Genomic DNA, 25533 nt, shown 5'->3' on the forward strand with positions numbered 1-25533 from the left:
TTGTTTTAGTAAGCCTGATAACCTTGGGCAATGCCTTTAGTGACTACACTCACTGCGTCATGCGCATGTAAGCTTTCTAAGTGATTCACTCGTACCCAAAAATCGGCGATGTCTTGAGTTTGATTTAGGGTGTGTTGTAAGCGGCGGGCCGCATCTTCACAAAACATTAAGTTTTGCCCATTTAGGCGAGCAAACTCTTGTTCGTCTTCACGTTTAACAGCCGCTTGTACCGGCGTTTTTAGGCTGTTTTCTACCGCATCAATTAAGCTAATGAGCGGCAAGTCACTGGCTTGTTCACTTAGCTTCACTTTGATTTGAGCAATACTGCGCTGGCTGTGAGGCGTGGCTACTATGCCTTCGCTACTGCCTAGCCATTGATGTACTGCTTCGCCAGATACCTGTTGCTTACCAAATTTGTCGGCAAAGGCTTCTTGAATGAGTTGTCTAGACAAGGCCGCCGAACACGGGCAGGTGGATGAATAAGGAACGTCTACTGATAACTCAATATCAGTGAGGCCTTGGCGGCGAGTGGCTTTTATTTGGGTGGGGTAGGCTTTCCAACCCGTTTTGCCCGACAGTAAAGATTGTCGACGCAGGTGGTAGTCAAATTTGAAGCTAACTTGCGCCTGGTCACTTAATTCTTGATGACTCTCAATAAACTGATCCAAAACGTGGCCCAATCCCGCATAATCCAATACGTCTTGGTTAGACAGTTGATCCAGTATCAAATAAAGGCGCGACATATGAATGCCTTTCGCCTGTGGGTCATCCAAGCTAACAAAGGCTTCAATGTGAGCACTAACGCGACTAGGCGCTTGGTCTTCAAATGCCAACATAATCGGCATTTCAATTTGACTCATGCCTACCCAATCCAATTTACCTTCGGTTTGGGCGCGGCTTGAATTCGCTATGTCAGGCATTACAGTAGACATGCACTTAGTACTCCACAGGCTTAATGCGCAAGACAACTCACTTAGCGCATTGGGTTTACTCGAAAAAAAGATGGGCTGTTATACCATAAAACCTAGTTTAATATTAACCATCTTTATCCTATGGATTTGATGTCAGTAGCCTTGGTTACTGTCTGTAAGAAAAGGAATCGGCTGGAATGACGCCTCTTAAGAACTTAGCCACTTATTATGTTCATCTATTATCTCGACTCGGCATCGTTAAATTCAGTATCAGCTTAGCCAGCGCGGTTATTTTGGTCGCCTTAGCGATACAAATGAGTGTGACCTTTGCGCTTACCGGACAAGTTTCGGCGGTTGATCTTATTCGCTCGGTGTTTTTTGGTTTGATTATTACTCCTTGGGCGGTGTTTTTTATGTCGGTGGTGGTGGAGCAAATTGAGGACTCACGGCAGCGCTTAAGTAAGATGATCCGCAAATTGGAGAAAATGCGGGCGCGTGATTTACAGTTAACCAATAAGCTTAAAGCCAACATTAGCCAGCTTAACAATGAAATTGATGAGCGAGAAAAAGCGGAAGCGGCACGTGGCCAAGCCATTCGCAACCTTGAGCAAGAGGTGAAGCAACGCCAACAAGCTCAGCAAGAGCTAGAAGAGCACTCCGCTTTGCTGCGCAGCTTCATTGATAGCTCGCCAGACTTAGTTTATTACCGAAATGAACAAGGTCAGTTTTCTGGCTGTAACTTAGCGTTAGAGCAGCTAGTAGGGCGCTCGGAGAAAAAGCTCATCGGCTTAACCCCTTATGACGTTTATCCAGAAGATATCGCCGACAAGATTGTCGAAACCGACCATCAAGTGTTTGATAACGATGAGCAGCTTACATACGAACAATGGCTGGAGTACCCCGATGGCCGCAAAGCCTTTTTTGAGCTGCGTAAAGTACCGTTTTATGGGCGCAACGGTAATCGCTTAGGCTTACTGGGTTTTGGTCGGGATATTACCGAGCGCATGGCTCATCAGGCTAATATTGAAAAAGCCAATCGCGATAAAACCCAGTTTATCTCAACACTGAGTCATGAACTGCGCACGCCATTAAACGGTGTTGTGGGATTAAGCCAAATGTTACTCGACACTCCGCTCGATGATGCGCAGCGCAAACATGTAAATACTATTTTGCTTAGTGCCACCACCTTAGGGAATATTTTCAACGATATTATTGATTTAGATAAGCTCGACCGTCGCCGTTTTGCGGTTTCGTTAGAACCTATGGACTTTAAAGCTCTGGTCACTGACATCGAAACTTTGACCGAGATGCAGTTGCAAAGCAAAGGCCTCGATTTTGTGTTTGAACAAATCGGCCCTATCCCTTCAAGCATAGTGGGGGACCCAACCCGCTTGCGCCAAGTATTGTGGAACCTTACGCATAATGCCGTGAAGTTTACTGAAAAAGGTGAGGTTGAGCTTACCGTTAAAGCACAGGCAATAGATGAGCAACAGGTACAGCTAGATATTAGTATTCGAGATACAGGGCCGGGTATTCCTGAAGATCAATTAGAACAAATTTTTGCCATGTACTATCAGGTAGAAGGCAGCAAATCGGCCACTGGTACAGGGATTGGTTTGTCGGTGTCGCGCCAACTGGTTCGGGCTATGGGCGGAGATATTTCTGTGACGAGCGATGAGGGTGAAGGCTCTTGTTTTACCGTGAGTTTAGTGGTGAAGCTTGACGCGATTCCTGATGAAGCGGAACAAATTGATCACCCACCATTAGAAATTTTGCTGGTGGAAGACGTAGAGTTAAACGTCACTATTGCTAAAGCACTGCTAGAGAAACTTGGCCACTATGTTGTGGTTGCCATGACCGGTAAAGAAGCGCTAGCGGCCTTTGAACCAGACATGTTTGACTTGGTTTTACTCGATATTCAACTGCCTGATATGACCGGTTTTGATATTGCCAAGCAATGGCAGCAGCAATATCAGGCAGCAGATTTGCCGCCATTGGTCGCGCTAACGGCTAACGTAGTAAACAGCAAAAATGAGTTTGCTAAAGCCGGCATGGTAGATGTGATTCACAAGCCCATTAACCAAAATGCAGTGGTGCATTGTTTTAATCAGGTATTTGCGATTGGTGAAGAAGCAGTCGTCGAAGAAGTTATCAGCCCTAAGCAAGCCTTGAGCCGCAGCTCATTACCGATACTTGATTTAGATTTGGTGGAGCAGTTTTGCGATACCATTGGGGTGAAAGTGCTGAACGATAGTATTAACCTGTTTAAGCAGGTGATGCCAGATTACATGAAAATCTTAGAAAGTAATTTATTTGCCAAAGACCAAGATGGTATTGCCTCGGAAGCGCACAAAATTAAAGGTGCGGCAGGGTCTATTGGCTTAGCGAGGATCCAACGTTTAGCCAATAAGATTCAATCGCCAGAGTTACCGGCTTGGTGGGATAACGTAGAAGATTGGATACTTCAATTAAGCCATGATTACCCAGAAGACCTAAAGCTACTAGATAAAGCCATTGGTGACTATTCCGCATCTGTCGATTAACTCACTATGCCCTAGTTAACAGCGCTAATAGGTATTAAGCGCTAGGCTAGGTTCACTAGCAGTAAAATCATTACTGGGCAGAGCAGGCTCAAGATAAAGCCGCTAGCGATGGCGGCAGGCACTAATTGGTTGCCTCCCGCACGTTGTAGCATAGGCAATGAAAAGTCCATGGCGGTTGCGCCGGCGTAACCGATAGTCGCCGCTGGCGAGCGCTGCATTAAACTGGGAATAAGCAGCAGAGTAATTAGCTCTCTACTCAAATCAGCAAAGAAAGCGGTGCTACCAATCAGTGGTGTTGTGGCTTTACTCAGCAATGCACCTGATAAAGAGTACCAGCCAAATCCACTACTCATGGCTAAACCTATATTTAGTGGCAAATCAAATAAGTAAGCGGTGAGTGCGCCTGCAGGCAGTGAACTAGCCACTACCACTAGCGCAATGATTAAACCACGCCGATTGAGTACTAATTGACGCAAGCTAATGCCAGCACTGCGCAGCTCAATACCGATGCAAAAGATTAAGATGATTAACGCGTATTCTGCCAATACTGATTGGGCGGGTAGGTTTTTTTGGTAGCTTATGCCTGCTAATAAACCAACCACTAATAATGCAATCAGCACTAGCGGTTCTTTAAACATGGCCAACTTGCTATTGCTTTTTCGATGCTGAGGCTCTGCCTTAGGCATGGCTAAGTAGCGGCCCACAAAATACAAAGCAGAAAGGTTGAACACCAATAGCAAGCCGACTAAGGTGGCTGCTTGGCTAAATAACTGAACAATGTTTTGCCCAAGATTCTCGATAAAGGCTAAGCCGTAGCCCATTAAAAATAAGATCAGGTACAACATCCAGCTACTTAGTCGGCGAACAGAAGCCAAAATGGCGGGATGTTTTATAGGAATGACATACCCTACAATTAATGCACCTAAAATCATTAATAAGCTGCTATACATCTCTGTGTCCTTACTCAAGCGGAGCTGAAATATAGCAGCAAAATGAAACTCTCACCAGTGAACAACTAGCGCATGGTGTCGACAGTATTTTGTAGAGGATTATTTTTTATTAGCAGAACGAAAAGGCAGGCTAAGTAAACCGCTAAGTTGTTGGTTATCCTCAGCCTTTGGCCAATGGCTTAAACCAAAACGAAGATCAGAATGGCCTTGCTGAGGCTGTGCCACATAGCTATTAAACAGGCGGTCCCAAATGGAAAGGTTAAAGCCGTAGTTTGCATTGTGTTCATGGCGAAACCGCGAATGGTGTACTCGGTGCATATCAGGAGTGACCAGTAGCGTTCTGACAACGGCATCTAACTTAAGCGGCAGTTTTAAGTTGCTGTGATTAAACATCGCCATGCCGTTAAGGATGACTTCAAACAAAAATACCGCCATTACTGGTACACCCAGCAACACAATAAAGCCAAGTTTAATCAGCATTGATAGCACTATTTCAATGGGATGAAAGCGCAGGCCTAAGCTAACATCGTAATCTGGGTCGACATGGTGCATGCGATGTACTCGCCATAGCAGCGGTAAAGCGTGAAATAAACGGTGTTGCCAATAAATGGCGCAATCTAGTAATACAATCGCTATGGGGATGCTTAAGTAAGGAGATAAGCGGAGTTGATTGAGTAAACCCAACTGGTGTTGAGCGGCCCAATGGGCGAGGGCTAGCGTTCCGATGGGAAAAATCAGTTTAATCACTAAGCCATTAATCATTATTAAGCTTAAATTGGCTGGCCAACGTTGTTTGCGAGAAATAACCCGAGTATGCCTAGGCCAGAAGACTTCTAGCAGCATAAAAAGAACTAATAAACTGGCGAAGATAATGAGTCGCCACAGATCGAGAGATTGCATAAGTCGAAGTATACTAAGCGTCATTGAAACAACAAGTAAAGCTACGCTAAAATGACAATAATCAAAATAAGGGAATTGACTCTTATTTGAGGAGAGCAACATGGATTTACAAAATTGGTTAAAAACCGCAGCTCAATCCTTCGATATGCAACTTGGCATTATTAGTCGTATTCAAGACAACCGTTATGAAGTGTTGGCCGCATACTCCAGCCTGGATTTAGTTAAAGCGGGTGACGAGTTTCCAGTGGATATGACCTATTGTGCTGATGTAGTTAGCAAAGCCCAAATAATGGCCTATCATCAAGTAGGGGCAATGACCGAGATGTGTTTGCATCCTTGTTACCAAGCTATGCACTTAGAAAGCTATATAGGCACGCCACTTTTGATTGATGATTGTATCGTCGGTACCCTTAACTTTTCATCCCTAGAGCCCAGAAAACAAGGATTCTCAGAGAAAGATAGGGAAAAAATTCAACAACTAGCGGCTGAATACCTAAATTTTTCTAATTCTCAAGTTGATTAAACTTGTTAAAGAATTTACATTTTGTTCCCCTTTTTTGATAGCGATAACAATCTACACTTTTAGAGCAGGCTATTTTCTTTGTTTGCTTTAGTATTATTAAGTAATTGTAAATCCTGCTTCAGGGAAGAACATAGTATTTATATGAGTGATGACTGAGCCGTATGACGAGCCCAAAAACCGATATTCGAACTATCGAGATTGATGCCTTAAAAAAAGGCATGTATGTGGTCTCTATTACCAGTCAATCTGGAAAAACCAGCGTAGCCCAATCAGGCCGAATTACCCAAGCCGAACAAGTAAAGTTACTTAAACGCAAAGGGGTAAAAGTGGTGTCGGTAGATTGGTCTCGTAGCGTTTTTGAAGATGATAGTTCCCAACCAAAAACCACCGAAATTAACTCCGCGAGTAGTAAGGTTAAGAAACTTAGCGGCGAAAGCGAAAAGCTTGCCGCCAAAAAGTTGTTTAACGAAGCCAAAAGTTTACAAACTAAATTTTTTAGGCAGCTACAACAAGGCGAACCCATCGACATTGAGCCGATGGAGCGTGCCGCAGAAGGCTTAATTGACTCTTTAGAAAACCAAAGTGGTGCGATGTTGTGTTTGGCTAAAATTAGAGCCAAAGACAAATACCTTATGGAACATTCCCTAAATGTGGGCATGTTGCTGGCTTATTTCGGCCGTTCATTAGATATGAACAAGGCGGTGCAAAAGCAATTGCTTATGGGTGGAATGCTGCACGATATAGGTAAAATTAATACGCCTGACGAAATCCTGCATAAACCTGGCAAACTCACCGACGACGAATTTGTCATCATGCGTGAGCATGTTGTACACAGCCATAATATTCTTAAGGCGCAGGAAGGCATTAGCAAAATCATGCTGGAGATTGCCAGTAACCACCACGAGCGTTTAGACGGCTTAGGTTACCCTAACAAGCTGAAAGGTGAGCAGTTGTCTAGCTACACCCGTATGGCCAACATTGTGGATTGTTACGACGCTCTCACCGCTGACCGTGTATATAAAAGTGGTATGCCACCTACAGCGGCGTTCCGTATCTTACTGAGTGGAGTAGGCACGCAGTTTGATAAAGTGTTAATTGAGAAATTTATTCGCTGTATGGGGGTTTACCCAGTAGGCACTTTAGTGAAACTCAAATCCAAGAAATTGGGTGTGGTGGTTGAGCGTAATGAGCTGAAACCCTTACAGCCCATTATTAAACTGGTTTTTAATGTCGCCACAAATACTCATACTGAGGTTAAACTTATAGATTTAAGCAAGTACAGCCATGAAGAAATTGAGGGCGCAGTATCGCCCAGGGATTATGGTATTTCTTTAGACCGGTTTCTTGCAGAATAGAAAAAGGGTTAGCTGCTAGGCTAACCCTTTTAGTATTAGTGGTGATGCTTCATCTTGTGCATTACTTTCTTTACTGGTACCAGCAGTTGTTGTTGGCTGCCATCAGAAAATTTGAGAGTTAGCTGCAACTCTTCGCCTTCTTTAAACGGTATCTGCAAATCAAACAACATTAGGTGTAAGCCGCCGGGCTTAAGCTCCACCATTGTGTTGGCTGCTACTTTTATTTCCTTTACTTGGCGCATTTTCATCACATCGCCATCCATCAACATTGTATGCAGTTCAACCCGCCCTGCCGCAGGCGTCGCTGCAGCTACCAAGCTAATGTCTTGGTCTCCGTGGTTATGCATGCTTAGAAAAATAGCGCTTGTGGGAGCATTGGGTGGGGTGGCGCGGGCATAAACCTCTTTAACTGCTATTGAGCTTTCAGCAGCAACACTATAAGTACTGAATAAGAGGCTGATAATTAGCAAAAACGGTCGCATAAATAGTCCTTGTTATTGAGGGAGTAGCTGCTGAATTTTGGTGACAACAGGAGCTGGGTCTAAGGTATGAGGAACTTTGGCTAACAGTTCTCCATCCGCATTGAGAAAATAAAAGAAAGAGCTGTGGTCTACGCTGTATTCAAGTTGTGAATCAGGGGTTTCTACGTATTTGTAATAAACCCCTAAGGCTTGGGTTAAACCTATAAGTTGCCCTTCTTGTGGGCTTAAACCAACAATGTCTGGGTGAAAGTAACCAGCGTAAGTGCTTACCGTAGCTGGGTCATCCCGTTTAGGGTCAACACTAACAAACAAGCTTTGTAGTTGCTGGCGTTGCTCTTCAGACACTTCTTGTAAGGCTGCACTCAATATTGCCAGTGAAGTAGGGCAAACGTCAGGGCAATGGGTAAAACCAAAATAAGCGATATAGAGCTTTTTGTCGGCACTAAGCTGGCTAAAACGGCCATCACTGCTTTCAATCTTAAATAGACTGGTTGGTACAGTTGCAATCACTCTGGCTGAAGCGGTTTGTGTAGAGGGTTCAGGCGGGGCTGAGAACCATTGAAAGCTCATTACACCAGCCAAACCGCTGACAATTATCACTGCTATCCATGCTAGGTATTTCATTGACTATCCACCTCAAAACTTAGGGCCACAGGACGTTTAGGATCAAGTGACACAATTTCAGCGCGCCAGCGCATTTTTCCAGTATTACAAATGGGCAGCAGCAAGTCGGCTTGGTACAGTCCATTGTCATTGGGCTCTAAACTGACACTGACTTCACCCATGTACATCTCAACGCCTTGCAAACTAAGCGTTAATGGTGGCGGGTTTGACTGACTAGTACTGAGCTGTATTTGTTGCACTAACATTGCTGGCAAGCTATTCGTTGGCAGCTGTAGTTGCCATTGTTGATCGGCGACTTGCCATTCACAGCTTGCGTTTTGCAATTGTTCACAGTGACTAAACTCAACACTAGCTAATTGCTGTTGTTGCCAGTAACTAATACCTAATCCAAGGCCAAATGCGCCAGTAATTACTGCTAATACCAGTAACAATTTTTGAATTAAACCAGTCATTTATGCTTCCATTGCGCCGCTAAGTTTACGCCACTACTACAGGTAGAGCTAATCTACTCTGCTTGAATTAATCTCTCAAGCCTTAATAATTAAATAGCCTTAGAGTGAGAACTATTTATGATTTACTGGGTCTGCTAATAAAAGGGAGGGTTTATGCAAAACAAGTTTTTCCGTTGGTCTAGCGTGCTGTTACTGAGCTTTGTGCTAGCGGGTTGCGGTATGCGTTTTGTGTACAACAACCTTAGTTGGTTAGCCTATTGGTATATCGACGACTATGTGGATATGAATAGCGAGCAACGCGCAGTATTCAAACCCATGCTTAGTCAGTGGTTAGACTGGCATCGTGGAGAACAACTACCGATTTACTTAGCCCAATTGAAGCTGTTTAGGGCGCAAGTCAACAATGGCATTAGCCAACCACAGTTGCTTGAGCAAGTTGATGCGTGGCGTGAACACTATCGTGTTTTGGCCTCTTACGTATATCTTGATGTTGCTCAACTGGCGCAAACGGCTTCTCAGCAGCAACTTAACGATTTTATGAGCAAACTGGCTGAGCAGCGAGATGATGCCGATCGTCAACAAAGTCATTACGACTACCGCGTTGAGCACTTATCTAAAAGCGTTGATCGTTGGTTAGGTAGTGTAAGCCTCCAGCAAGAACAAGTTATTCAGCAAGTGGCTAAGCAGTTGATTGATACGCGACCAGACTGGCATACGGTGCAAAGCAAATGGCAGCAGTATCTAGCCTTTTCATTGGGACAACAGCGTACAAGTGATAATTTTGAACAGCAGTTCTATGTATTAATGGTTAACTCTGAGCAGCTGTGGCCACCAGGATTAACGGAAAGACTCAAGCAAAATCAAGTATTGTGGGCGAGTAGTATGAGCGAGGTACTTGCGCTGGCTAATAAAAAACAAAAGCGTCATATCTTGGCTAAGATAGACGCTTTTATTGACGACGTGCAATCATTGCTTGAAGACAAGTCGGAGCCAGTTAAACCTGCCGTGGTAGCAGGTTTAATTGAACAGTTTGCTGTTAAGCAGCCACTTTTAGTGGCGAGCTGTTGTCTTGGCGAAACTGCACTGGGCGACCAACAGGCAAAATAGTACGGCCATATTCTGCGTTCAGTACTTGAGCCATCGCAAAGTAGATAGCCGATAAACCACAGAAGATACCTTCGAAGCCAGCAATAGTGCCAATCAGCTCACTGCCAGTAAAATCACGTAGTGCAAGCAATGCAAACAAAATGGTTAAGCTACCAAATACAACTTGTTTAGCGGTTGGGTAACGCAATGAACCAACAAACATAAACGCAGTGAATAAGCCCCATAGTGCTAAATACCAACCCATAAACGCATGTGGGCTTGGCTCTGCTAGGCCCATCTTAGGCATGATTAACAAGCCAACTAGGGTTAGCCAAAATAAACCGTAAGAGGTAAATGCGGTAGTACCAAAAGTATCACCACGTTTGAAACACATAATGCCAACAATTACTTGTGACAAACCACCATAGAAAATGCCCATGGCCAAAATCATTGCATCAATCGGGAAAAAGCCAGCATTGTGAATGTTCAGTAAAACGGTGGTCATACCGAAACCCATTAATCCAAGTGGTGCTGGGTTAGCGGTAGTAGTATTGCTCATAGTATGTGATTCCAATAAAAAGGTGAAAAAGCGCTCGGCTTAAACGGGTGTGCATTATCTGAGCGAGCTTAATCTATCGATGTGATCTAGATCAATCTTTTCTTGGGTTTTTTGTTAAATTGTATGACTAATTAATTCCACCTTTTGTAAACCCTAAAATACAGACAAGGACTTAGCCTAAAATATGCCACATTGCATCGTTGAGTATTCCAAAGATCTTCCCGCTACATTCAATATTGAGCAGGTACTTTTAAGCCTGTTCGAGGTATTAAAAGACAGTGCCGAGTTTGAAGAAGCATCAATAAAACTACGTGCGATTGCTTACCCAGATTTACTAAGCGGTTTAGATGAACATAGCTTTGTACATGTTCGCCTGCACATCTTATCGGGGCGAAGTACTGCACAAAAGCGGGCGTTAACGGAGGCAATGGTTGAACATTTGTCACCTCAGCTAAACATGGTGAAAAGCTTAAGCGCTGAAGTGGTGGATATTCAGCGCGAAAGTTACAGTAAGCGAGTTATTTAGTTGGTTTTGTCTAATGTAAATTTGTCGAGCAAGGTGAGGCGAGTTAAGGCCAGTTGGGTAGGGCCTTGCTGTTGCTGGATAAAACGCAAACAGCCAATTTCACAAAACGCCAAGTCACTAGCCACTGGATAGAGGTTAAAGCTAAGTTCGTTGTCTTGTAAATCTTTGCATAACAAACGGAGGCCTTGTGCTTCGCAGTTTGCGATGGTGACGTAGTCTTGCTGATTGCCATAGTCTCCAGCGAGTGCGCTAAGGTCTAGTTGTTGGTTGGTGGGTAAGTGGTAATCGCTATTGTGCTGCTCAAACATCCAAGTCCAAAAGCTAGGGCTGTTATAGAGGTCTTGCCAAATGTTATGTGGGTGCTGCGGATACCAAGTGGTTTGCAGCATGGCTTGGCGTGGCATGTGGGCGAGCTTTTCGGCTAATTCCAATGAAAACTCAGCCGGAATCACTTCATCTTTAAGCCCATGCGCTAACCAAATAGGTAAGTGGTTAAGGCGTTGGTAGAGCTCTTCGCATACCGGTCGCGGTGGCGTTTTTAGCGACCAAGGTGCCAAACGGTTTGGATCTCCCGCGGCCAACACACTTAGCGCGGCAAAGCGCCTTGGTTGAGCCAGGGCTAGATTCATTGCGCCAAATCCACCCATGCTTAAACCACTTAAATAGATGCGGTTTTTGTCGATGTTAAATTGTTGCTCAATTTCATCGAGCAAGCTAATGAGCTCGGCAATCGCCCAGCCTTCTCGACCCTCGGGTACATGTGGGGTGATGCAAATGGCGTCTAGGTGATGCTGCTGTAGATAGGCATTTGGCCCAAATTCTAACAAGTGCTGTATGTCTTGGCCTATTTCACCGCGACCATGTAAAAACAACACTAAAGGATAAGCGGTATTAGAGTCTAACTGACTAGGCTGACTTACAAGGTATTGGTAGGAAGGACGCTGCTGATGAGTATGTTGCTGAACCGAGAGAGTATGAGAATGCGCTGAGTTCACGTTAAGCTCCTTTTTGCTTAATACCTAACGTGAACCATCATAGCGAGATAAAACGATTAAAAATAGAGACGAACCACCGATTCCACAACACAAGCAGGGCGACGACAACCCTCAATTTCAACGGTAATCTCTTTTACCAACTCTAAACCACGTTTAATTGGCGATACACGGGTTAAACGGGTGCGGGCACGAATGCGGTTGTTCACTTTTACTGGGTAAGGGAAGCGAACTTGGTTAATCCCGTAATTCACCATCATTTTAGCCGAAGGGTAAAGCGGCTTGTCTGGATCTACGCTCTCGGTTAAGGCTGGCAATAAAGACAGAGTAAGAAAACCGTGGGCAATGGTTGATTTAAAGGGGGATTCTTCAGCCGCGCGTTGAGGATCGGTATGTAACCACTGATGATCTTTCGTCACATCGGCAAACTGATTGATTCGGTCTTGAGTGACACTTAGCCATTCACCAATATGAATCTCTTCGCCTAACTGCATCGATAACTCTTCTAGCAGCGCTTCAGCTTTTGGATGTAACTCAATCGTTTCTTTAAAGCTTGCTTGTTGCTCGCCATTGGAGCTTAGCTGGTGCTCTTTTACCCAGTTAACTAATTGATGGTGATGGGCTTTATTAAGAAACTCTATCCAATAATCACGAATGGCTGGAGACAACCAATCTTTAAGTTCAAATGGATTTTGAGCCAACATTTCACGTTTTTTCTTAATAAAATCAACTACTTTCATCTTTAATTCCTAATACATCTAGGCTCAACTGTGGGCATATTCTAAGATAATCGACTAATCAGTCAAATAAATCTGTCGGCTATCTGTCAGTAACTGTATTCAAATATAGGCACAGTCGATCTAGTCGGCAAGGCTGTGACTAAGCAAATTAGTCACAGTAGACAATAGTTTAGCTGATTATCTCAGCCAAACTTGCAGGTCGCGAACAATTCTATTACCACTAAAAATGGGATGTGGATCTTCGATTGGGTCTAGCGCAAAGTAATCGCGTTGTTCTTCTGGCAAGGCGTGATAACTGCCCCACACTTGATAGAGCCACGCTTCGGCATCCCAAGATAATTGCTGCTGCTGATAATACTCTAATGCAGTTTTCCCTGCAGCGCTTTCTATAACGCCGAGTAAGTAATCCTCAACGTCTTGCTTAATCCTTTGCTCTTGCAAAGAGAATTCATCAACACTGGCGAGAGAGACAGCATGCTCAGGCTCACCATCAAGTTTATTGGGTTGTCGCTGTAAGTGAATTTGGCTTACTGCATGCAGTAAGTCTTGTTCGTGTTCAGGGTTGTGAATATCAACGCTGGCGCTGTTAAGTAAGGCAGGTGCTTGGTTGAATAAGCTCGCAACGTCTACCTGATTGGTGGGATCTTGTGGGCTAAAATCTGGATGCTGAGCATGAAACAGCTGCAAGCCTTTTAGCAAACGAGATTTACCGCGTAGCTCACGAAAACGTCCTAATAAGGTCAGCAGTCGCGTCTGTACCACCGCCAGTTCTTGAGTGCAGTCAAATACTGCTTGGCTTAAGTTAATTGCTAATACTCGGCGCAGTTCCCGAATATCACCAGCAATTTGGCTCAAGGTATCAAAGTTTAGCAGCGATAAACTGTCGAGCAATTCCCCCACTTGTTGTTGAGCCAGTTCGTTCTCGCGAATTTTTGCGCTTAAGCTTGGTACATAACCAAACTCATTATTAATACGGCTCCAAAGCACCCTAGAGCTGTGTCGCAAGCTTTCGGTAAGGCTATAGCTATGTTCGTTCAAATCACTGAGATAAACGTCTGCAGCGGCTAAGTCACCAATGTGTAGGGCTTCTTTATAATGCGCGGCGAGGGTTTTAATTGTTTCTAGGCGTGAACCAACGTTGGCGTCAATTTGGCGATTACGAGTATCGCTTAGTGCTTCTTCGAGCAATGAGCGCAGGTTTGAGCTTAAAATCAAACCTTCGTCGGCAGAAGGGCGCCAAATAACCCCGGCTTTAAGCAGTGACTCAACTTGTTTGCTATCAAGTTTGGCTTCATCCAACTTGCCGTTCACATAAGCATGCATCAAGCTCTCGCCATGGCGAGCCAGTAGCTTAAATAGTTTTAACCCGGCTTGTTGCAGGTGTTGGTTCACAGTAGTGGCTCCTGCTGACCAATCGCATCCATGGCTTGCTGTTCTAAGCCTAAACCTTCGGCTTCATCAATAAAGCTGATCACTTCAAAAATGTAATCCACTTTTGCTGTGGCAATATAAATTTGCTTTTCTTGGTTAGGGCGCACCAAATAGCCTTGCTCACATAGCCGTTTAAAAATCTGTTTTAATTGGCCGTCAACTTGCGTGCTAGTAGAGCCAAACAACCTATATTGGGAAATTTTAGCTAACTGCTCTCGCAGTGCTGGCGTATCTTCCACTACGGTTTGCAGCTCACTTAAACGTAAAGCGACACCTGCGCTAATGGGGGCGTCTTGGCCCTGGGCTTCTTGGCTCAGAATTAGCCACTCGGTGAGCGGCAATAAGCTACCGGCAATATCACTAAATTGTTGGCTAATCACTTTGTGTTCGCTATCGCCTAACTCGCGATAGGCGCAAAAATACAATTCGCCTTCGCAAGCGCTAGCTAAACGGCGGTTAAGTACATGCAAGTGGCTATCGATACGTTCGCGGTTGGCTTCTTGTGCCAAAAAGGCATAACCATCTTCATCGCTAATTTGGCAAATAAACTGCCCGCTTAACAAGGCTTCTAATACTCGGCCAGTTTCGCTCATGCCGGTGGCGCTTAGTTTGCTCATAGTTCGGCCTCGCTAGCAGCTTGTTGGGTGGCTTTAGCGGCTTGCGCAGCTTTAATTTTTTCTTTGAGTAAGTTTACCCGTGGCTGCACCACCTGAAGCTGACGCTTCTCGCGGTTAATAATGTAGCGGTGGGTAAATAAATCTAATACTTCAGATTCTGGATTAGGGAAGGCGCCTAAAATACGAATTTGGTTATGGTCACAGGCATCAAAAATCTTCTTCACATTGCTTTGGTGCAAGGTGCCTAGTTCATCTATCGGCCAGTGAATATAAGTATCAGCGTTGCCACGTAATAAGCGAGTAAAGGCCAATAAAAACTTACACAAAATAAGGTAGGCCATACCATGACTACTGGATTCGTTGAGTTGGCGGTCGGTTCTAATCACCAAATCGCTGTTGCCTTCACGCAAGGTAAGTTCAATCAGCAATAAGCGAGAAACGCCCTCTTTAAGCGCGCTACGGCCAATAATGTCTAAGGCAACACGCATGCTGTTGGCGTAGTCTTCGTTTGGTAATTGGTTAAAGCCTTGTTGCTGCCAGCGCTGGAAGTTATCTACAAAAGCTTTTAGCTCGTCCCAAAACTCTAGCTCGCTAATTTTAGAGCGAATAATTACTGCAGAATCAGACACTCCATCAAGGCTTAAATCTTCACCAATTTCGCGTGTAATACGGCGGCTTTGGCTAAGAATGCGTTGGTCGATGTCGCTCAAGTTCTGGTAGAAACTGCTAATGCTCATACCTAGGTTGCGGCCATGGTCGATCAGCCCTTGTACTTTTTGTGGCACTAAACCGTTCAGCAGTTCTGATAAATGCGGCACCAGCTCACGATAAGCGAGAGTAGGTTCACCGTCTTCGCTGTGTCTACGACAAGCGGCGCGCGAGCGTTCCCAGGTTTCACTAAGATCAGAGCTCGCTTGCTGAGCTAATAGGCTATCGAAGTGACGTACCGACTCATTTACTTGTTCTAGTTGTTGGTTACGTTGCTGAATTTGCTGCTCAGCTTGGCGAGTTCGTTCTGCGGCAGACCCACCGTTGCCGTCGCCCTCAGCTTTATGCTGCGGATGAGCAACTAAGGCCAACTGCTTTATTTTGCGTAATAGGTTCTGAGTGTGTGCATGTTGATGCTGTACTTGCTCAAGCTGTTGTTTGAGCTGGCTTAGGCTAGCTTGCTGAGTATCTCGCTGTTGCTTGTAGGTAGCGAGTTGCTCATTAAGGGCTTGTTTGGCGGTGCTTTGTTCTTGGCGAGCTTTTGCCAGTGCATCATTAAGCTGAGGTTTTTGATTTAGCCAGACTTGCTGGTGCCAAATCTTGTACTCGCTCACTTCATCACGATACTGCTCAGCATCTTGAATTTGCTGATTAAGTTGGCGTTTTTGTTTGGCTAAATCAACGATTAATTGGTCGTCTAAACCTTGCGCTTGTAGTTCGCCACGATACCACTGTTCAGATTGCTTTAAGGCTTGTTTAGCCTGAGCTTGGCGCTGGCTTACGGCATCTTGTGCTTGGCTTAGTTGCTCGGCCAGGGCGTCTACTTTTTCTTCCCACCAAGCCATTTTCTCTAACTTGGCTTCTTGATGTTGTTCGCGGATCTCTTCGAGATACTCTTGATGCTGAGACTGCGCGTTTTGCAGGTAGCTTTTAAGTTTGGTCTGCTGCTCGCGCGCTTCACTTTGGCGCTGTTTAAGGGCGCTTGAAAAGCTCTCTTTGAGTAGCTGCTTTTCTTCTTGTAAGCGTTTTAGTTTATCTTCGCTGTTGTGATGAGTGGCCGTGGCTTCGGCTACGCTTAAATCTTGCTGTTGCACTGCTTTGTTGGCTTCACTGAGCTCGGCTTCAGCTTGCTTCAGTTGCTTTTGTGCCTCTTGAAAAGCGTGTTGAACTTGCTCTAGCTGCTGTTTTATTTGCTCTTCGGTGGCGGCGCATTCTGGCGCTTCAATGGCTTTTAAATCGACCGCAAGGCCAAATACGCTATTGCTGTTGTCATCGCTGTGAGGTTTTAAATCACGGCGGTTTAGCAGCTCTGGATTGATCAGCTTACCAATGCTTTGTTCCCACTGAGGGTGTTCGCTGCGTAAGTGAGCTAATAAGCTGCCATCGGCCGGCTGTAAGCTGTCTTTTAAGGCGCTAAGTTTACCCTCTAGTTGGCGACTATTTTGGCTGGTGCTAGCAAGTTGCTGGTCGGCTTGCTGGCGTTGCTGCTTAAGGGCTTGCAGCTGCTCTGAGTGTTGGCGTAATTGGCCAGATAATAGTTGCTGTTGCTGGCTGGCTTCATCAAGGCGATTATCCATGATGTTAAGCTGGCGGCTTTCATCTTCGGTATAACCCATTTGCAAGGTGCCAGCTTCTAGCTGGGCCAGTTCCAACTGGTGCTGATGTTGCTGTTGCTGAAATTTGGTTTCTAGCTGGCTTAACTGCGCTTGCTGCTGTTGTTGCTCGCTACTCAATTCTGCTTGCTGTTGTTGTTTCTCTTGGTTTAACTGCTGCTGTAACTGGTCTTTGTTTTTGTGCAGTTTGTTTAACGCGGTGTTTAACTGCTCGTTAATCTCGCTTTTACGCTGATTAAAGTGAGCTTCAATATCGCTGTGCTGCTCGGTGAGTAGCTGGTGGCGCTCGCTTACTTCGCGAACCTGTTCACGCCATTGTGGCAGTTGCTCAACGGCTTTAAGCGCTGCTTCAATCTGTTTGTCTTGCCAAGCTTGGTAATCATCTTCGATGTGATTAAGTTGTTTATCAAAGCTATTTACATCGGCATTGGCGCTAGAGACGGCTTGGTTTAACTGCTCACGCTGGTTTTGCCATTGTTGCTCTAATTCACTGAGTTCATGTTTCAGCTGATTGAGCTGACGTTGCGCTTGCTCATTTTGAGCAAATAGCTCGCTTTCGTCATTTTGTAGGCTGGTATCTAGTTGTAGGAGTTGGGCTTCGCTAGCTAGTAACTGCTGGTGAATTTGCTCAAGCTTTACAAATTTAGGGCGAATAATTTCGAATTGCTGAATTAGACGGGTTTCTTGGATCCAGGCTTGGGCTTTGTTGGCGTCAACCCAAGTGGGTTTTAGTGTCACGCCTTCTTCCTCTAAGATGGCGGCAATCATCGATTTGATGGTTTCCATCTTGCCTTCTTTAGAGTGCACCGCTTTGGCTAATTTTTCGATATGACGTAAGCCGTGTTTAGGGTCACACATGGCAAATTGGCGGGCGTAGGCTTTTAAGTCACTATCGCCAGCATTTTGTAGGCTGCGGTCATTTTGAATAATGGCGCGATATTCACGAGTATTTAAAAAGCGAGTAGTGGCGAGTTGAGCACCATTAAATTCAAGCTTTTTAAGATGTTGGCCAAGCTTCGCCGGGGCTAAAAACCAGGTGCCTTGCTCGTCTTGTTTCTCAACAAAGTCTTCGAGCACAAAAGGTTTGCCAATAAAGCGGTATTTTACCCCTTGGTCTTCACGACCGGACGACAATACCACTTGGGCTTGCTGGCCGTTATATTGCTCATACTCGTAAATGATATAGCTGGCTTCTCGTGGCAAGTACCATCGTTCAAAACTATCACGGGTGCTAGGTACAACTCGGCTAGGGTATTCACCATAGAACACGGGAATAAGACGCTGCAGGGTGGTTTTACCCGAGGCATTGGTTCCACAAATGTTACTGTGTTGGTCGAGTTTTAGTTCTACTACACCGTTAAGGTGAGTATCGATCAAGATGATCCGCAATAAGCCAGACAAAATGCATCCTTTTAATAAGCTAGATAAGCCTACTGTTTAATAAATGAGTAGGCGCCGCCGCTAGGCAGGGCAATAGCCCAGTTTAACCAAGAAAGGGCATGGAGCGAAGTCTTGTGAAGAGTGTTTGCTCAAAAACTGTTAGTTATCACCAAAAAAACAATGTTGTGCTGTTTTCTTGACTAGTTGTTTAACTATTGCAGATTGCTAGCGCTTGTGGAATACTCCTGCGCCCTTGGGTTCTCTTACCCCAATCATCAAAAAGATAGGTCGTAACAATATGTGGTTTTTACAAATAACTGAGGCCGAGCGCCGCAGTGTTCTTATTTTGGCTTTGTTTCACATTGTGGCCATTGCCGCCAGCAATTACTTAGTGCAATTACCCTTCACCATATTTGGTTTTCATACCACTTGGGGAGCGTTTACTTTCCCGTTTATTTTCCTCGCAACAGATCTTACGGTGCGTTTGTTTGGTGCCAGCCGAGCACGTAAAATCATCTTCACTGCTATGTTTCCCGCCTTGTTGGTGAGCTACTTGGTCTCGGTATTGTTTTATCAGGGCGAATATCAGGGTTTAGCGGGCTTATTAGCTTGGAATGGGTTTGTGGCACGTATCGCTTTGGCAAGCTTTCTGGCATATTCGGTGGGGCAGTTACTTGATGTGAAGGTGTTTGACCGCTTACGCCAATTAAAATACTGGTGGGCAGCCCCTGCTGGCTCGAGTGTATTTGGTAACTTGGTCGATACCATTTTGTTCTTTGCGGTGGCCTTTTATGCCAGCAGCGATGCCTTTATGGCGGAACATTGGTTAGAAATTGCTTGGGTAGATTACGGTTTTAAACTCGCGGTGAATATCGCTTTGTTTGTACCTTTATACGGCATGCTACTGCACTTCTTACAAAACCGCTTACAAAGCACAAAAGTGGCGGCGTAAAAAAGAATAAAGCAACCAACAAGCGTTGTTGGTTGCTTGCTAATTAGTTCGCAGCTTCTTGCTGCTGTTTCACTTCAGCGGCGGCTTGTTGCAACATCTCTTCTAGTTTTTTGTGATGACCTTTAGCGACCATTGCGCTGGCTAAGGCGGTTTCACGAATCAAGGTTGCATTAAGCGCTTGGCTCTTTTGCCCTACAGGGGTTTTGTAAAAAGCCACCAATTGCTCCAACTCTTCATCAGTAAAGTGCTTTAAGTATACCTCTGCAATTTTTGGTTTCATTTCATCCCAAGTGAGGTAAGTCTCGGCCCATTGGTTAAGTACCGGTTCAAATTTACTCAGCGGTGGGTTTTGACGAATCAATGCTTTATTGAGATTGGTGCGAATAATCTGCATTTGCTGTTCGCTGTTATTGAGCTCTAGCAAATCATTGATAGGGGCAGCTTGTAGTGAACAACTGGCAACGACTAAGCTGGCAGCAAATAGCTTTTTCATAGGTTCTTCCTTGAAGGCACGAGTTGATAATGGCTTATCAATAGTTCAAATCTTAGGTGTTTAGCCTACACCTTCTGTCATGGTGGGGAAAGGATTGTAATAGCAGAACACGCTGCGCTTGCGTTAAAATAGTGGGCTTGTTAAGGGATAAACCGAGTTATTGTTATATGGCGAAAGCAAAGCACCAAGTAAAGCTACACAGCTTTGGAATTTATAATAAGTGGGACAGCGATACCAAAGCGCTGCCGCAGATTACTGAGTTTACGACTCAGGTTGAAGCGCAAATAGATGTAGAATTTGGCCTTATTGTGAACATTAAAAAAGCCAAAGGCCAAAAGGTGCGTTACTGCATTTATCACCCTGATATTCCTGATTCCGATGGCCAAATCATGGCTCCCTTTGATGGGGAAGAATATGTGCGCAGCAATGATTGGGACTTTTACCTAGGTGACACCATTTGGGCACCGATTAGTAATAAGTTAGGTACTTGGCGAATGACTTTGGAGTTAGCTGGCGAGCTGATTGCGGATAAGTCTTTCGAGCTATTTCAAGATAGCCCTGGAGACCCTGCGCAGTTTTACCGTAAACGCGGCATGTAAAGTACTTAGGCTAATGGGCAGTTAAGCATCCAGTTAATAGCAAATTGGTCGCGCACTCGGCCAAATCGCGCTTGCCAAAAAGTATCTTGCAGCCCCATGATGATTTCGCCATTTTCCGAGAGCTTGTTAAACACCGCTTGCTGGTGGGCTAAATCGCTAAAATTTAGGTTTAGCTCTATATTACCGGCACTTTTTAGTTGCTCACCGGGCATGCCGTCAGAACCCATAAACTCCAACTCTCCGGCTTTAAAATGACAATGCATTATGTTGTTAAGCAGCTCGCTGGGAATAGGCATATCGGTTTGTGTATCGCTAAAGCGCATTAAGGCTATCACCTCACCATCGAAACACTGCTGGTAAAAATCCAAGGCTTGCTCGGCTTTGCCGGCAAAATTAAGGTAGGGAATGATGATTTGCATAGGCATTTCTCCAATGCGCAGTAAAAAGAAAGGGAGTAAATACTCCCTTTGGTATTAGTTGAGACTAGTTATAGTCTTCATCAATGTATCGTTCTAACTGCTTTCGTTCGTTGTATTCATCAATGCGACGACGGGCACGAGCCTTGTCGCGTTGGTTTTTGTGACTTTTTGCGTTATGGCTCAGGTCTTCTTCTTCCCATTCGTCCATATCGTCATAGCGTGATCGTTTCATAAGCTTGCTCCAAGCCTTATTTCATCGGGACTGATCAGCCCAACTTCTTGATTTTCTCGCGGTTGCGAGACACGCAAAATGTGCAGTAAAAAGTATAGTAGGTAAAATGAATATTTTGTTACTGCAGTGTTACCGCTAAAGTGACCCACAAGCTCTCTTAAGCGCTTGTCAGTTAACGCTTGATTAGAAGACAGAAATCCCACTGGCTGCTAGCTTTAGAAATCGATAAAACTGAAAACAAATAGAGCTTATCTTCACTTATTGTTGGTTTTTTGCTGTAAAAGTAAATTTTAAAGCGATTTTCTTTCTAATTGTTCGAAAGCTTTTTCACATAAAATTCAATTTTTTTCGACACTTTTTTAAGCGATGCTATAAAAAGAAGAGTTTGTTGAACGATGTACAAGGAGAGCTGGTGAGTATTCGCAATACTGAACAAGGCTATGGTTGGGTAGCTATTGGCTTACATTGGCTGGTAGCGTTGAGTGTATTTGGGCTTTTTGGCCTAGGCTTGTTTATGGTTGACCTTAATTACTATTCTAGCTGGTATCAAACTGCGCCAATGATCCATAAAAGCGTGGGTATATTGTTATTTATGGTGATGTTGTTTCGTTTGCTGTGGCGTGGGCTTAATACGCATCCGGCAAGCCCAGAGAATCATCAGCAGTGGGAAAAAATCGGCGCTAAAGTAGGCCATTTCCTACTTTATTTAATACTGTTTTGTTTAATGATTTCGGGCTACTTGATCTCAACTGCCGATGGGCGCGCCATTTCGGTATTTGAATGGTTTGAGATCCCTGCAACCGTGACTGGAATCAATCAACAAGAAGAACTGGCTGGAGATGTTCATGAGATTCTAGCGTGGACATTAATCGCCTTAGTTGCTGGCCATGCCTTAGCAGCACTTAAACACCATTTTATAGACAAAGACAGCACCTTAGTTCGGATGTTAAAACCCACTAAGTAAATCGACTAAAAGGGACAAAAAATGAAAACACAGTTAAAAGCCGCTTTGCTACTTGCTAGCACAATGGGATTGGCCTTACCGGCCAGCGCTGCCGATTACACCATTGATACTCGTGGCGCGCATGCTTCAATCAATTTTAAAGTGAATCACTTAGGCTACAGTTTTGTTGTGGGGCGGTTTGATACCTTTAGCGGTGATTTTAGCTATGACCAAGCAGTGCCAGAAGCGACGACGGTTAATGTGAAAATTGATGCCACTTCAGTCAACTCAAACCATGCAGAGCGTGATAAGCACATTCGTGGTAGCGACTTTTTAGCGGTAGATAAATTCCCTGAAGCTAGCTTTAGTAGCACTAAGTACCAAGCCAGTGGCGACGATGGCGGCAAGCTATACGGCCAACTTACCCTTCGTGGCGTGACTAAAGAGATAGTGATTGATGTTACTAAAGTTGGTGAAGGTAAAGACCCATGGGGTGGCTACCGCGCTGGATTTGTAGGTTCTACAGAGTTGGTAATGAAGGACTTTGGCATTCCTACAAACTTAGGTCCAAGTTCAACCACGGTTGCGATGGACTTGGTGATTGAAGGCATCAAAAAATAAGCAATGTGTGAGGCTGCCCATCTGGGCAGCTTTTTATGCTTTACCGTTATCTCCCTCTTAACGCTTTCTGCAGCCCGTAAATATGATTATATTAGCTTTGGTTTAGTTTTCTCTGAAACTGTTTTCAGGGCTAGATGTTTCATAATTATGTTGATCAAGTTATCAGATTGAATATAAATGGTTGATTGATATCTTGAATTTGAGCTTAGCCCTAGTTATTTGATACTACAAAGTTTACCCTTGTTGAGTTTATTCATTTCAATATCTGTTGAGGTATTGAGTAATGGTGCCTACTAACTGAACACAGGGAGTGTTTTTTTGACTATCAGCATAATCATCGGCTTGGTTGCATTAGCAGTATTGGTTTTTCGCCTAAGACATATTCAATATACCTTTGTATGTGAATTACGCTCGGGCAAAGTCACTGTAATTAAAGGGCATGTTCCAAGTTCATTTATTCATGATTGTCGTCAAATGATGCGCGGCCGCAAGGTGGTTGGTTTAGTGAAAGGTCTTAATTCTGACGGCAAGATGCACTTACGCTTCTCTCGCTCTATTGCCCAATCAGACCAAGTACATTTAGAGAAACAGTTTCCACATAAGCTATATAGCAGCAAACATTCAGATATAAACGGTAGTGTTTCGTTAGACTAGATAACAGCTAAAATAAAAAAGCCCGGTTCAACCGGGCTTTTTTATTTGGCTTTTGAAAACATACTGAGCGGAGCTGGTGAGGCTTTTTCCTCTACACCTTTAATGGGGTCCCACACCGGTTTAATAAATGAACGCAACTTAGTGGCAATACGTACCGCCATATTGGCGCCATTGACTGGAATGTATATCCAACGCGAAAACAAAAATACTTTGCGACGAAAAACCCACAAGTACATAGCTTGCTCTGAGTAAAAGCGGTAACCCCAACGTTGTTCAAATAAGCGCGAAGAGGCTTCGGTATATTTAGGGTGCCAACGGAAAAAGAAAAACTTCATGTCGTACCACGCCATGCGAGTTCCTAGGTTATCAAAAATAACCACAGAGTCTGGTTGAGTGACTATTTTGTAGCCTTTTTGTCTCAGCTGAATACCAATATCGATATGCTCTCGGATTACCATATCAGGCAGTTCAATATCTAATAGCGCCTTAGTCCTGAATAATACTCCATGCAACTCAAACATTTCGCTGTCTTGAATACCTTGTGGTAGTTCCTCTGGCAGTGAACGGCGGAAGGACTTATGTTCAATTAAGTAGTCTTCACCTTGATAGTCAATGGTATGCACTGCATTAGTGAATAAGTGGTTACGCAACTCAGCACCCTTATCTACCCCTTCCTTCTCCAAAGTAACCGGATTGATAACCGCAATACTTGAGTCTGAATTGGCGATCTCTAACAGCGGTGGCAGCCAATTAGGGGTCACGTTAGAGTCGTTATCAAGAAACATCACGTAAGGCGTATCGATCAGCGGACGTACTTTTTGCATGGCTTGAATTGGCGAGATTAATCCATAACTTAATAACTCAGCGTTGTCGCGTTGTTCCAATTCCTTCACTATTTGTTTTCTTAGCGAGGTTGGATAGTCCAGATCAATCACTTTCAATACAAAAGGGTGCTCAGTACAAAGGTACAAGTTACGAATGCAACTGATGATGCCCGAATATCTATCTCGCGGGGTAATGACAACGGTAATAGCGGAATTATCCATATCGCTCTCGCTTATTCTTCCATGATGAGTTGATGAAAAGTGTTTAGGTATTTGTCGATCATATGTTGCTTATTAAATTGCGACTCAATGCGTTGTTTGGCCGCCGCGCCAAACTGGTCACGTAACTGGCTTGACTCAATGAGCTTAACTAAAGCCTGTTCTAGAGCCTCAGGGTTAGCGGCTGGCACCAAATAGCCGGTCTCCCCATTCACTATAATGTCAGGTATTCCGCCAACGTTGGTTGCTACTACCGGAGTATGATGCAAACCTGCCTCGATGAACACTAGACCAAAGGCTTCTTCAAGAGACGGCTGTACAAATATATCAGCAGCTTCCATCCACAAAGAAGAGTTACTAATTTGTCCTAGAAAATGCACCTGCTCTTGCAGACCCATTTCATCTCTATAGCGCTGAATTACCTGGGTGTCTTTGGCTGAACCGCTACCAGCAATATAAAGCTGGCAGTTGTATTTATCACTGATTTGTTTAAAGGCTTTGAGGGTATCTTGGTGGCCTTTAATTCGCCCGAGGTGGCCTGCACTAAATAGCACTATTTGGTCGCTAGGCAGATCGAGTTGCTGGCGAGCACGAGCAAAGCCAACATGCTCAATCTGGGTATCAATACCCCCATGATTAGCTAAGCAACGTTGCTCACTTAAGCCTAAATTACTGATGAGTAACTGGCGGCGCTGCTCCGACACGGCAATAAAGCGGCTGGTTAAACGCATGAGTAAACGGTTTACTTTGTTGCGTTGGTAATAACGCAATATAGAGCGATGAAAGGTAAGAACCGTAGGCACGCCACATATTTTAGCGGCAAAGCCAGCCCAAATCATACTGCGGTCGCAATGGCAGTGAATCAGATTAATGCGGTGTTTGCGAATGAGTTTTATCAAATTGTACATAATACAGGGGCCATCGAATGCTTTGGTGTGAAGCACCACTAAGCCCTCTGGTTGGCAAGATTCCAGCTTTGCAGCTTTAAAACTAACAGGCAGCACAAAAACCCCGTTCTCTTGCAAGCCTTCAACGGTTGTCATGAATCTTACTGTACGACCACCTCGTTCGAGGCTTTGTACAACCTCCAACACTCGCAGCGATTCATTCATTTATTCAATCCTTCGACAAAAAATTAACAATTTCTTTGAGTTAGTGAGTGTTCCTTCACTCGTAACTGACTTA

General features: G+C 44.4%; 27 protein-coding genes. 10 read left to right on the forward strand and 17 right to left on the reverse strand.

All coding sequences use genetic code 11. From position 1 onward, the window contains the following. Positions 1–5: 5 nt before the first annotated feature. The gene (gene folE2 / locus Q4592_RS08810; RefSeq protein ID WP_303512031.1) at positions 6–932 is read right to left on the reverse strand and encodes a GTP cyclohydrolase FolE2; all 927 of its coding nucleotides are present in this window, start codon (positions 930–932) and stop codon (positions 6–8) included. A 176-nt stretch (positions 933–1108) separates the two neighbouring features. On the opposite strand from folE2, the gene arcB reads away from it, so the two are divergent. Further along, positions 1109–3454 carry an aerobic respiration two-component sensor histidine kinase ArcB gene (gene arcB / locus Q4592_RS08815; RefSeq protein ID WP_303512032.1) on the forward strand — a complete coding sequence of 782 codons (2346 nt, stop codon included), beginning with the start codon at positions 1109–1111 and terminating at the stop codon, positions 3452–3454. A gap of 41 nt (positions 3455–3495) precedes the next feature. Here arcB and Q4592_RS08820 read toward each other — a convergent pair whose 3' ends face one another. Continuing rightward, positions 3496–4404, reverse strand: coding sequence for a lysine exporter LysO family protein (locus Q4592_RS08820; RefSeq protein ID WP_303512033.1), 909 nt, complete (start codon positions 4402–4404; stop codon positions 3496–3498). A gap of 99 nt (positions 4405–4503) precedes the next feature. Beyond that, on the reverse strand, positions 4504–5304 hold the full coding sequence (locus tag Q4592_RS08825; protein ID WP_303512034.1) for a sterol desaturase family protein: 801 nt from the start codon (positions 5302–5304) through the stop codon (positions 4504–4506). Positions 5305–5404: 100 nt separating this feature from the next. Between Q4592_RS08825 and Q4592_RS08830 the strand changes: the two genes are divergently transcribed. Further along, positions 5405–5827, forward strand: coding sequence for a GAF domain-containing protein (locus Q4592_RS08830; protein ID WP_303512035.1), 423 nt, complete (start codon positions 5405–5407; stop codon positions 5825–5827). Between the two features lie 161 nt (positions 5828–5988). Beyond that, positions 5989–7182, forward strand: a complete 1194-nt coding sequence (locus Q4592_RS08835) for an HD-GYP domain-containing protein (RefSeq protein ID WP_303512036.1) — start codon at positions 5989–5991, stop codon at positions 7180–7182. A gap of 35 nt (positions 7183–7217) precedes the next feature. On the opposite strand, the gene Q4592_RS08840 is transcribed toward Q4592_RS08835, so the two are convergent. Genes Q4592_RS08840 through Q4592_RS08850 form a run of 3 tightly spaced genes read right to left on the reverse strand, consistent with a single transcriptional unit; the run spans position 7218 to position 8740 of the window. Next, positions 7218–7664: a copper chaperone PCu(A)C gene (locus Q4592_RS08840; RefSeq protein ID WP_303512037.1), complete on the reverse strand. Its 447-nt coding sequence runs from the start codon at positions 7662–7664 to the stop codon at positions 7218–7220. 12 nt (positions 7665–7676) lie between these two features. Beyond that, positions 7677–8288, reverse strand: a complete 612-nt coding sequence (locus Q4592_RS08845; RefSeq protein WP_303512038.1) for an SCO family protein — start codon at positions 8286–8288, stop codon at positions 7677–7679. Further along, on the reverse strand, positions 8285–8740 hold the full coding sequence (locus tag Q4592_RS08850) for a hypothetical protein (RefSeq protein WP_137674008.1): 456 nt from the start codon (positions 8738–8740) through the stop codon (positions 8285–8287). The genes Q4592_RS08845 and Q4592_RS08850 overlap by 4 nt, the downstream gene beginning before the upstream one ends. Positions 8741–8893: 153 nt before the next feature. Between Q4592_RS08850 and Q4592_RS08855 the strand changes: the two genes are divergently transcribed. Beyond that, the gene (locus tag Q4592_RS08855) at positions 8894–9847 is read left to right on the forward strand and encodes a DUF6279 family lipoprotein (protein ID WP_303512039.1); all 954 of its coding nucleotides are present in this window, start codon (positions 8894–8896) and stop codon (positions 9845–9847) included. Here the strand turns inward: Q4592_RS08855 and Q4592_RS08860 are convergent. Further along, positions 9777–10385 carry a GPR1/FUN34/YaaH family transporter gene (locus Q4592_RS08860; protein WP_137674010.1) on the reverse strand — a complete coding sequence of 203 codons (609 nt, stop codon included), beginning with the start codon at positions 10383–10385 and terminating at the stop codon, positions 9777–9779. The two genes, Q4592_RS08855 and Q4592_RS08860, sit on opposite strands and share 71 nt — an antisense overlap. Before the next feature lie 184 nt (positions 10386–10569). On the opposite strand from Q4592_RS08860, the gene Q4592_RS08865 reads away from it, so the two are divergent. Next, entirely contained in the window at positions 10570–10911 is a 342-nt protein-coding gene (locus Q4592_RS08865; protein ID WP_303512040.1) for a 5-carboxymethyl-2-hydroxymuconate Delta-isomerase, read from the forward strand. On the opposite strand, the gene Q4592_RS08870 is transcribed toward Q4592_RS08865, so the two are convergent. From Q4592_RS08870 to Q4592_RS08890, 5 genes are all read right to left on the reverse strand, one after another. Further along, positions 10908–11906 (reverse strand): alpha/beta hydrolase-fold protein, encoded by a 999-nt coding sequence (locus tag Q4592_RS08870; RefSeq protein ID WP_303512041.1) that lies wholly within the window; start codon positions 11904–11906, stop codon positions 10908–10910. The genes Q4592_RS08865 and Q4592_RS08870 overlap by 4 nt on opposite strands. A 56-nt stretch (positions 11907–11962) precedes the next feature. Continuing rightward, a complete protein-coding gene (locus Q4592_RS08875; RefSeq protein WP_137674013.1) occupies positions 11963–12643 on the reverse strand; it encodes a MaoC family dehydratase in 681 nt (226 codons plus the stop codon). 177 nt (positions 12644–12820) lie between these two features. Further along, positions 12821–14035 (reverse strand): phosphoenolpyruvate carboxylase, encoded by a 1215-nt coding sequence (locus tag Q4592_RS08880; RefSeq protein WP_303512042.1) that lies wholly within the window; start codon positions 14033–14035, stop codon positions 12821–12823. Further along, on the reverse strand, positions 14032–14691 hold the full coding sequence (locus tag Q4592_RS08885) for a hypothetical protein (protein WP_303512043.1): 660 nt from the start codon (positions 14689–14691) through the stop codon (positions 14032–14034). Before Q4592_RS08885 ends, Q4592_RS08880 begins: the two co-directional genes overlap by 4 nt. Continuing rightward, positions 14688–18413 (reverse strand): ATP-binding protein, encoded by a 3726-nt coding sequence (locus Q4592_RS08890; protein ID WP_303512044.1) that lies wholly within the window; start codon positions 18411–18413, stop codon positions 14688–14690. The genes Q4592_RS08885 and Q4592_RS08890 overlap by 4 nt, the downstream gene beginning before the upstream one ends. 277 nt (positions 18414–18690) lie before the next feature. Between Q4592_RS08890 and Q4592_RS08895 the strand changes: the two genes are divergently transcribed. After that, positions 18691–19344 carry a 7-cyano-7-deazaguanine/7-aminomethyl-7-deazaguanine transporter gene (locus Q4592_RS08895; protein ID WP_303512045.1) on the forward strand — a complete coding sequence of 218 codons (654 nt, stop codon included), beginning with the start codon at positions 18691–18693 and terminating at the stop codon, positions 19342–19344. 43 nt (positions 19345–19387) lie between these two features. Here the strand turns inward: Q4592_RS08895 and Q4592_RS08900 are convergent, their stop codons facing one another. Continuing rightward, on the reverse strand, positions 19388–19837 hold the full coding sequence (locus tag Q4592_RS08900; protein ID WP_303512046.1) for a DUF2059 domain-containing protein: 450 nt from the start codon (positions 19835–19837) through the stop codon (positions 19388–19390). 167 nt (positions 19838–20004) lie between these two features. On the opposite strand from Q4592_RS08900, the gene Q4592_RS08905 reads away from it, so the two are divergent. After that, positions 20005–20436 carry a DUF3859 domain-containing protein gene (locus tag Q4592_RS08905; protein WP_303512047.1) on the forward strand — a complete coding sequence of 144 codons (432 nt, stop codon included), beginning with the start codon at positions 20005–20007 and terminating at the stop codon, positions 20434–20436. A gap of 5 nt (positions 20437–20441) precedes the next feature. Here the strand turns inward: Q4592_RS08905 and Q4592_RS08910 are convergent, their stop codons facing one another. Both Q4592_RS08910 and Q4592_RS08915 read right to left on the reverse strand, forming a co-directional pair. Next, on the reverse strand, positions 20442–20855 hold the full coding sequence (locus Q4592_RS08910; protein WP_303512048.1) for a VOC family protein: 414 nt from the start codon (positions 20853–20855) through the stop codon (positions 20442–20444). A 64-nt stretch (positions 20856–20919) separates the two neighbouring features. Then, entirely contained in the window at positions 20920–21087 is a 168-nt protein-coding gene (locus Q4592_RS08915) for a PA3496 family putative envelope integrity protein (protein WP_174235959.1), read from the reverse strand. A 412-nt stretch (positions 21088–21499) separates the two neighbouring features. On the opposite strand from Q4592_RS08915, the gene Q4592_RS08920 reads away from it, so the two are divergent. The 3 genes from Q4592_RS08920 to Q4592_RS08930 all read left to right on the forward strand — a co-directional run bounded on the left by Q4592_RS08920 (position 21500) and on the right by Q4592_RS08930 (position 23305). Then, complete coding sequence (locus Q4592_RS08920) at positions 21500–22051, forward strand: cytochrome b (protein WP_303512487.1); 552 nt, start codon at positions 21500–21502, stop codon at positions 22049–22051. A gap of 21 nt (positions 22052–22072) precedes the next feature. Further along, a complete protein-coding gene (locus Q4592_RS08925; RefSeq protein ID WP_303512049.1) occupies positions 22073–22651 on the forward strand; it encodes a YceI family protein in 579 nt (192 codons plus the stop codon). A gap of 318 nt (positions 22652–22969) precedes the next feature. Next, entirely contained in the window at positions 22970–23305 is a 336-nt protein-coding gene (locus Q4592_RS08930) for a DUF3634 family protein (RefSeq protein ID WP_303512051.1), read from the forward strand. Positions 23306–23346: 41 nt separating this feature from the next. Here the strand turns inward: Q4592_RS08930 and Q4592_RS08935 are convergent, their stop codons facing one another. Continuing rightward, positions 23347–24351, reverse strand: coding sequence for a glycosyltransferase family 2 protein (locus Q4592_RS08935; RefSeq protein WP_303512053.1), 1005 nt, complete (start codon positions 24349–24351; stop codon positions 23347–23349). Positions 24352–24362: 11 nt separating this feature from the next. Then, positions 24363–25460: a glycosyltransferase family 4 protein gene (locus Q4592_RS08940; protein ID WP_303512055.1), complete on the reverse strand. Its 1098-nt coding sequence runs from the start codon at positions 25458–25460 to the stop codon at positions 24363–24365. Positions 25461–25533 lie beyond the last annotated feature (73 nt).

This window comes from Agarivorans sp. 1_MG-2023 (assembly GCF_030548385.1).
Classification (GTDB): domain Bacteria; phylum Pseudomonadota; class Gammaproteobacteria; order Enterobacterales; family Celerinatantimonadaceae; genus Agarivorans.